The organism is Salinivibrio sp. IB282, from assembly GCF_001995685.1.
In the GTDB taxonomy this organism is placed as follows: domain Bacteria; phylum Pseudomonadota; class Gammaproteobacteria; order Enterobacterales; family Vibrionaceae; genus Salinivibrio; species Salinivibrio kushneri.
Window position 1 is genome coordinate 1 of the sequence record NZ_MUET01000092.1, and the last position, 8,451, is coordinate 8,451.

Consider the following 8,451-nt stretch of genomic DNA (forward strand, 5'->3'; position numbering starts at 1 on the left):
GCTTAAACATGGATATCATTGACCGTTATATTCACCAGCACATCAGCCGCAAGATCACGGTAGCGCAGCTAGCAGGCAGTGTGTTTCTGGCTGAAAGCCAATTCCACCAGTTATTTAAAGAGCAGGTGGGCACCACGCCGCATCAATATGTGCTTGAAAAACGCTTTGCTTTAGCGAAACAACTGATTAAAGAAAGTGAGTTGACCATGGCACAAATTGCCGATAGTTGCGGTTTCTCTAGCCAGAGTGGTTTCACCAATGCGTTTTCTCGCTATTTTGGGCTCTCTCCTGCCAGGTTTAAGGGCTCGGTTTAAGCTTGGCCCAATATGCTTTCGCCCTCTCAGGCATCAATAATATGCACTTCATTTGTTATGCCATTATGGCGATCGACCGCTTTATTTGTTAATCATCGGAGGATTTTGCAATAATGCCGGTGTATTTTGTAAGACCCTACTGATAGACCACGCATAGAATCGATCGCAAAGTAACAATGACGTAACATTTTTCCTGCCCGAGTTTGGGAGGACGTGAGTGAGGATACCACTATGTTTAAAGCCATCGATGCTATGCAGCCCTCGTTTATCGAGCGCCCACTAGCGCAGATCTGGTCTGAAATCTCGCCGCTGTATTGCGTTGACGAAAGCCTATGGCTTCAACAGTTAATTCCCTTAGCGGAAGCCACTGACAGTGAGCGTGAGCAAACACGTCGTCAAGCCACGCAGTTGATTGAGCAGGTACGGGCGGATAAAAAAGCCGTTCAAATGATTGATGCGCTCTTGCTTGAGTACAGCCTGGATACCCGTGAAGGGATTTTGTTGATGTGTCTGGCTGAAGCGCTGATGCGGATCCCTGATTCGCACACCGCCGATGCACTTATCCGCGATAAACTGAGTGTTGCTGACTGGAAAGCCCATTTGCGCCACTCCGACTCCCTGTTTGTTAATGCCTCAACGTGGGGACTGATGCTCACCGGAAAAGTGGTGACCTTGGATGAAAGCACCGAAGGGAAACCAGCCTCTGTTATAAACCGTCTTGTTAACAAAATGTCCGAGCCAGTGATTCGCCAAGCCATGCATCAGGCGATGAAAATCATGGGCCACCAGTTCGTGCTTGGCCGTGATATTGATGAAGCACAGAAGAACGGTGAGGGCCCACGCAATAACGGCTTTACCTACTCATTCGATATGTTAGGGGAAGCGGCACTGACGCAAGAAGATGCCAAAGCCTACTTAGAGGATTACTTACAAGCGATTGAGTCGGTGGGCGATGCCAAAGCAAGCTATCAAGGCCCATCGCCATCGGTCTCTATCAAGCTGTCGGCTTTGCATCCGCGCTATGAAGCGGCTAACTACGATCGCATGATGGACGAAATGTTCGATACTGTGCTGGTGCTGCTTGAGCGCGCCCGTGAAAAAGATGTCGCGATCACCATTGATGCTGAAGAAGCGGATCGTCTAGAACTCTCGCTAGCCCTATTTGAAAAGCTATACCGCGATCCTGTGGTTAAAGGCTGGGGGAAATTTGGTTTGGTGGTGCAAGCCTATTCAAAACGTGCGCTCCCTGTGATTACTTGGCTAGCGGCTTTAGCGAAAGAGCAAGGCGATGTGATCCCAATGCGCTTGGTAAAAGGGGCGTACTGGGATAGCGAGATTAAACTGTGCCAGCAAGGTGGGCACCATGGTTATCCGGTATTCACCCGTAAAGAGGCGACTGATGTCTCTTATCTCGCCTGTGCCCGTTTTCTGTTGAGCKAGCATGTCCGTGGGCTTGTTTATCCGCAATTTGCCAGTCACAACGCCCATACCATTGCCGCGATAGCCTCGATGGCAACTCATCAAGATTTTGAGTTTCAGCGCCTTCATGGCATGGGTGACGCGCTGTATAACCATGCGAAAGCCTTGTTTAACACTGAGGTGCGCATTTATGCCCCAGTGGGCAGCCACAAAGACTTGCTCCCTTATTTGGTGCGCCGCTTACTGGAAAATGGCGCAAACAGCTCTTTTGTTCACCGCTTGGTTGATGCACGTTGCCCGATTGACGATCTGATTGCGGATCCTGTCGATACACTGCGCGCTAACCCAACACTGCATAACGATCGTATCCCCTTGCCGTTAGATATCTTTGGCGCGTCGCGTAAGAACTCTCAAGGCGTAGCCACTGATATCGACTCAGAATGGCAGCCTTTCACCGCAAGCGTTGCGCCTTTTATGGGCGCGCACCAATGGCAGGCCGGCCCCATTGTCAATGGCCAGCGTCTGGCTGGCGATACGCATCCTATCGCTGCGCCTTATGATCGCGAAGAGCCAGTCGGTCACGTTGACTGGGCGACGTCTGACCAAGTCAACAATGCACTCGATATTGCCGCGAATGCTTACCCAGAGTGGTCGAAAACAGCGGTCAGTGAGCGTGGTAAGTACTTACTTGACTTGGCTGATAAACTTGAAGCGAATTTAGGTGAGCTGGTGGCGATTTGTCATCGCGAAGCCGGTAAAACGATTCACGACAGCATTGATGAAGTGCGTGAAGCGGTAGACTTTTTGCGTTACTACCCCGAGCAGGCCAAAGCATTGCAGGGCGAGCCGCTTTCATACACAGGGTTTGACGGCCAGATGCAGTCCGTGACCTATCAAGGTCGTGGTGTCTTTACCTGTATTAGCCCGTGGAACTTCCCATTAGCTATCTTTTTGGGGCAAGTCAGCGCGGCGCTGGTAGCTGGTAATACCGTGGTGGCAAAACCGGCAGAGCAAACATCCATTATCGCTTATCGCGCGATTGAGTTGCTACTTGAAACCGGGATCCCAACTGGCGTTATCCAACTGCTTCCAGGCAGTGGGCCTGTGGTAGGGGCGCCATTAACCGAAGATAGCCGCATTGCCGGTGTGGCGTTTACAGGGTCTACTCCGACTGCACAACGTATTACACGCACGTTAGCCGATCGCGATGCTGATCCTGTGCCAGTGGTGGCAGAAACTGGCGGACAAAACGCCATGCTGGTAGACAGTACCGCCTTACCCGAGCAGGTAGTGCGTGATGTATTGCGTTCCGCGTTTGCCTCTGCGGGGCAGCGTTGTTCAGCTCTGCGTGTTTTATACATTCAAGAAGATATCGCAGACCGTGTGATTAGCCTGATTAAAGGCGCAATGGCGGAGCTGTCAGTGGGCCGTCCAGAGCGGCTGTCTACCGATGTGGGGCCGGTGATTGATCAAACCGCGAAAGATAAATTGCTTGCTCACATAGAACAAATGAAGCGCAACGGCAAATTAGTCACCCAGGTACCGCTTTCGGCTGAGTGTGACAAAGGCACCTTTGTCCCGCCAACAGCCTTTGAAATTCGCAGCATAGACCAGCTGAGTGAAGAGCACTTTGGTCCGATTTTGCACATTGTTCGCTATCGCGCCAACGAACTCGACAAAGTGATTGATGATATCAACCGAACGGGTTTCGGCCTGACAATGGGTGTGCATAGCCGTAATGAAACCACGTGTGCCCACATCGAGCACCGCGCGCGCGTCGGTAACTGCTATGTGAACCGTGATCAAGTCGGTGCGGTGGTTGGGGTTCAGCCTTTTGGTGGCCGTGGCCTGTCAGGCACTGGCCCGAAAGCAGGTGGTCCCCATTATCTCTACCGCTTTACACAAGCGTCAGTAAACGTTCAATAAATCGGTTGGTATCAAGATCAGGAGAAGCGTGATGGAGCAATTAAATAACGTTTTAGAGCAGTGTGACGCGGTATGGGAAGACTGGAACGATCAAGCCGTTGCTGGCCGCATCATTTTATTACAGCGGTGGTCTGAAACCGTTGYCGCACGGGGCGATGACTTTGCCCAAGCGGCGAGCATGATCCGTTTTCAGTGCGACAGCGCAGACCGACTGCTCAACAAAGTACATGAATTACCAGGGCCAACGGGGGAGACTAACGAGCTCTATACCGCCGGGCGTGGCACCGTCGTGGTGACAGGCGATGCCTCGCTGACGTCCGTTGCCTTATGTGGCCAGTTAGCCGCCGCCTTGGTCGCTGGTAATTGTGTGGTAGTGAGTGTTGAGGGCACTCACGCTGATATGGTCGACGCTGTACTGGCCGACCTCATTAAAGCCGGATGCCCAGACCGTGTGGCCGTGCGCGTAAGTATTGACGCGCTTAGCGATCTGCTGGTTCATCCGCATATCGTCGGGTTGGCAACGACAGGGGAAGACGCACATGTGCGGCATGTCAATCGCCAACTTGCACAACGACAGGGTGTGATTGCCACACTGGTTGCGGAAACTGACACGGCGCATTATCCCGTGATTGGTTCGCCCGACTATGTGTTGCGTTTTGTGACCGAGTGCACCCGAACCATAAATATCACTGCTGTAGGTGGTAATGCCACGCTTCTGGAACTCGGCAGTGGTGAACATTAACTTTCCAGAGATGGTCCTGACTGGGCCATGTAATTGAGGGACAGATATGATAGACAATAGCTATGCCATCAGTGCAACCTTTCTGGCATATCTCATCATGATGCTTGCCATTGGTGTATATGCCTACAAACGCACATCCAACTCCGAAGACTACTTCCTCGGGGGGCGTTCGTTAGGCCCATGGCCCGCCGCCTTGTCAGCGGGTGCATCAGACATGAGTGGTTGGTTGCTGCTTGGCCTGCCTGGCTATGCCTACGCTGCGGGAATGGAATCACTTTGGTTAGCAGGCGGTTTGCTGCTAGGGACTTACCTGAACTGGTTAATTTGTGCCAAGCGCCTGCGTACTTACAGTATTGAAGCAGATAACGCATTGACGTTACCGGAGTTTTTTGCCCGTCGTTTTGAAGACAAATCAAAACTGCTGCAAACCATCTCTGCTTTCTTCATTTTGCTTTTCTTCCTTTTCTATACCAGTTCAGGTTTGGTTGCAGGGGGCAAACTCTTCACCACGGTGTTTGGGTTTGATTACACCACTGCGGTGGTCATTGGCACCATTTGTGTTGTGTCTTATACCTTGTTCGGTGGTTTCTTAGCGGTATCTTGGACTGACTTGGTACAAGGTTTGTTGATGGCGGCAGCCCTGTTGGTCGTGCCCTTCGTTATCATGGACGGTAGCATCTTCAAATTAGGTGGCGACGTAGCGGCGATTAACCCTGAATTGATGACGATCTGGCGTGATGTTGAGGGCGAGCCTCTGTCTTGGATCGGCATTGCATCGCTGGCCGCATGGGGACTGGGTTACTTTGGACAGCCACACATTTTGGCACGTTTCCAAGCGACCCGTTCAAACAAAGACATTACCACCGCGCGTCGTATTGCGGTTGGTTGGTCTGCGCTTTCAATGTTTGGTGCGGTGCTTATCGGGCTGGTGGGTATTTTGTACGTGCAAAACGACATGACCGGTGACCTGAAGGATGGCGAGAAAATCTTCATGCTTCTCGTTAACGCGGCCTTCCACCCTGTCATCGCCGGTATCCTGCTCGCCGCGATTTTGGCCGCGATCATGAGTACCGCGGATTCACAGCTACTGGTGTCGTCGTCTGCGTTAGCAGAAGATTTCTATAAGCAAGTGTTCCGTCCCGATGCCTCCACGCAAGAAGTGGTCATGGTCGGTCGTGGTGCGGTGATTGTGCTGTCTGCGATTGCACTCGGCTTAGCCATGGATCCAGAAAGCTCAGTCCTTGGCCTGGTGTCGTATGCATGGGCAGGCTTTGGTGCAGCCTTTGGTCCAGCACTATTGTTAAGCCTGTTCTGGCGTGACATGAACCGAAATGGTGCACTGACTGCGATTCTCGTCGGCGGCGTGACAGTTGTGGTGTGGAAACAGCTTTCAGGCGGCATTTTCGATCTGTATGAAATTGTTCCTGGCTTTATCTTCGCGGGACTGGGCGCGATTGTGGTCAGTAAAGCAACCGGTGGCCCAAGCGAGTCGGTAGCCAAGCAATATGAGTCTTATGAAAAGAGTTTAGAAACCATGGCGTAAGCGTTGGTGACAAATTTTCTTTTTCACCAGAGCTAACAAAAAAGGAGCGCGCTGGCGCTCCTTTTTTTACCTTTTTTACGCATCCGCGTATGACGATTGACCACTACGTTGACGAACACAATTGCGCCCATCGCGCTTGGCACGGTACAAGGCTTGATCGGCTTGCTTGAGGCCATCAACATAATCCGTGGCCTGATGGTTGCCAGCCACACCAATGCTTACCGTCACTTTTAATGACGGCGCAATGTCGTCGAGGGTCAGTGCCGCGATACGGCGACGTAAGCCGTCAAAGTAGGTGTAGCCATCTGCAGGGGTACCTACAAACAGTAACGTAAACTCCTCGCCACCCCAGCGGGCAACATGGCTTAACTGTTGGCGTTCGTTATGCAAAAAGCGCCCAATACGCTGGATAATTTGATCGCCCACCAGATGCGAATGCTGATCGTTAATGCGCTTAAAATGATCAATATCTAAAATAGCTACTTGTAAGGGCTGGCCCGACTGGTTGGCATCATCAAAGGCGAGGTGCCAGTACTCGTCAAACGCACGCCGGTTAGCCAGACCCGTTAATGCATCCTCTTTCGACATACGTTCAAAGTCGTCAGCTTGCGCTTGCAGCGCTTGCGTTTTCTCTTTCACTAGCGCTTTGAGCTGCGCTTCTTTTTTTTGCATCCGGCGGATCCGCCACATAAAGGCGCCGTAGGCGAGGGTGACTAAGGCCAAAAAACCTAGCGCACGTATATCTGACCGTTGCCAAAGCGAGGGGGTCACACTGAAGCGATAGCTAAGCACATCATCACTCCAATCGCTATAGGGGTAGCGCGCACTCACTTTAAAGGTGTAGTCACCCGGTGGTAAATTCGTATATTCGGCAATATGGTTTTCGTGGCGGTATGCCCAATCAGATTCGAACCCTTCTAACTGCGTTCGATATTGGATTTGCTCTGGCATCGTATAGCCGAGCGCCGCATAGGAGAAAGATACGCGATTGGTGCCCGCTGGTGCGGTGTTACTTGCCTCAGGATTAATCGCTTGGCCATCAAATCGCACTTGTTGCATCACAATCGGTAACGGCTGGCTAAGTAATTGCGCTAGCCGGGTCGGCTTTACGCTAGTCACCCCTTTGGCGGTGGCGAAGACAATATCGCCCTTTTCGGTTTTGGTCGCCGCAGGATTAGAGCCGCCATTGGCCTGACTATTTCTCATGCCATCACTTTGATCATAGTGCTCAAAGTCAATACGCGTGCGGGTGTTATCCGCTACTTGATGGGCATGATAATAGTTGACTCGCCAGATCCCTCGGTTGCTGGACAACCAAAAACTTTGGTCATCGCCTTTAACGATTTGAAAGAATTTATCAATCGGTAGGCCATGGGGTCGGCCGACCAAGGCGAGTTGGCCATCCGCCTGCCGATAACGGATAATTCCTCGATCAGTGGCCATCCATACGTAACCCGGTTCGTGGAAAAAGCCAAATACATACTGCGCTTGCTCTTGCTCGCTGAAATCGAGGGGAATGATGGTCTGTTTGTGCAGATACCCGGCGCCGCTGCCCGTTCCTATCCATAGCTTGCCTGTATCGTCGAACGTTAACGACATAATATAGTTGCCGGGGAGGGCACTATTCTGGCTGGTGTAGCGTGCACGCTTTTGATAAACGGCTGACGCGCGCGCGGGTTGGTTGCTTGGCGGGGACGCAAACTTGATCAAGCCACGTGGTGTGCCCACCCATAATGTGCCCTCACGTTCGACAATCGCCCTGACTTCATGGTCAGGTAATTGATCGTTCAGTGTTGTGGCGGGGGTGAGCGAGCCTTGCTCCCAATAATAGAGACCTTGTTGATAGGTGCCCACCCAGACGCCACCTTGTGCTCGAGGCGCGAGACTGAGCACCGATATGTCGTCGGCTAATATTTTGGCATTACCTTGTACGATATCAATTTGGCTTAACCCTTCACTAGCCCCTGCCCACACCGTATTTTTATCGCCCGCAAGTACGGTGCGCACATAGTCACCGGCTAGTCCATTATCTTTAGTCAGCGTTACAAACGGCGCGTATCTAAGCCGCATTGCCCCGCCATTGGTGCCTATCCAAATACTGCCTTCATTGTCTTCAAACCAGGATAATATCCGGTTGTTAGACAGTCCGCGGTGATCGTCAAGAAAATCGACATGTTGGCCTCTCATGTGGGCAATCCCGTTGTTGAGCGTGCCCAACCAATAGGCACCACGACTGTCTTGTTCAACCATGGTAATCGCTTGGTGGAGTAGCTCACTCGCCAGTGGTGTCCAGCGACTGTTTTTATAGCGCCAAGCGCCATTTTCGGAGCCGACGAGGAGGCTCCCATCCTGACCACTCGAAACATAAAAGGCTTTACGAAACAGATTATGAAAAGAGAGAGGCGTCGCGCCATGTTGTAACGACAGTTGATAGACCCCTTTTTCGGTGGCTGCATAGACTTGACCATCGGCGGTTTGGGTCAGGTGATAGCTGCTCACAGTATCGA

At 51.8% G+C, this 8,451-nt stretch carries 5 protein-coding genes; 4 read left to right on the top strand and 1 reads right to left on the bottom strand.

The window, feature by feature from the left end; genetic code table 11:
• The 4 genes from BZG14_RS13940 to putP all read left to right on the top strand — a co-directional run.
• The coding region (locus BZG14_RS13940; RefSeq protein ID WP_131825192.1) for a helix-turn-helix domain-containing protein at window positions 1-314 on the top strand (314 nt) is incomplete at its 5' end.
• 231 nt (window positions 315-545) lie between these two features.
• Window positions 546-3,659: a bifunctional proline dehydrogenase/L-glutamate gamma-semialdehyde dehydrogenase PutA gene (putA, locus tag BZG14_RS13945; RefSeq protein WP_077609016.1), complete on the top strand. Its 3,114-nt coding sequence runs from the start codon at window positions 546-548 to the stop codon at window positions 3,657-3,659.
• A 31-nt stretch (window positions 3,660-3,690) separates the two neighbouring features.
• The gene (locus tag BZG14_RS13950; protein WP_077609017.1) at window positions 3,691-4,401 is read left to right on the top strand and encodes an aldehyde dehydrogenase family protein; all 711 of its coding nucleotides are present in this window, start codon (window positions 3,691-3,693) and stop codon (window positions 4,399-4,401) included.
• 46 nt (window positions 4,402-4,447) lie between these two features.
• The gene (gene putP, locus BZG14_RS13955; protein ID WP_077609018.1) at window positions 4,448-5,944 is read left to right on the top strand and encodes a sodium/proline symporter PutP; all 1,497 of its coding nucleotides are present in this window, start codon (window positions 4,448-4,450) and stop codon (window positions 5,942-5,944) included.
• A gap of 75 nt (window positions 5,945-6,019) precedes the next feature.
• Here putP and BZG14_RS13960 read toward each other — a convergent pair.
• On the bottom strand, window positions 6,020-8,451 hold a 2,432-nt coding region (locus tag BZG14_RS13960; protein WP_131825193.1), incomplete at its 5' end, for a ligand-binding sensor domain-containing diguanylate cyclase.

What these genes read in the sequence shown, in the direction of transcription:
- putP (WP_077609018.1), top strand. Translation starts at nt 4,448, where the DNA reads ATGATAGACAATAGCTATGCCATCAGTGCAACCTTTCTGGCATATCTC.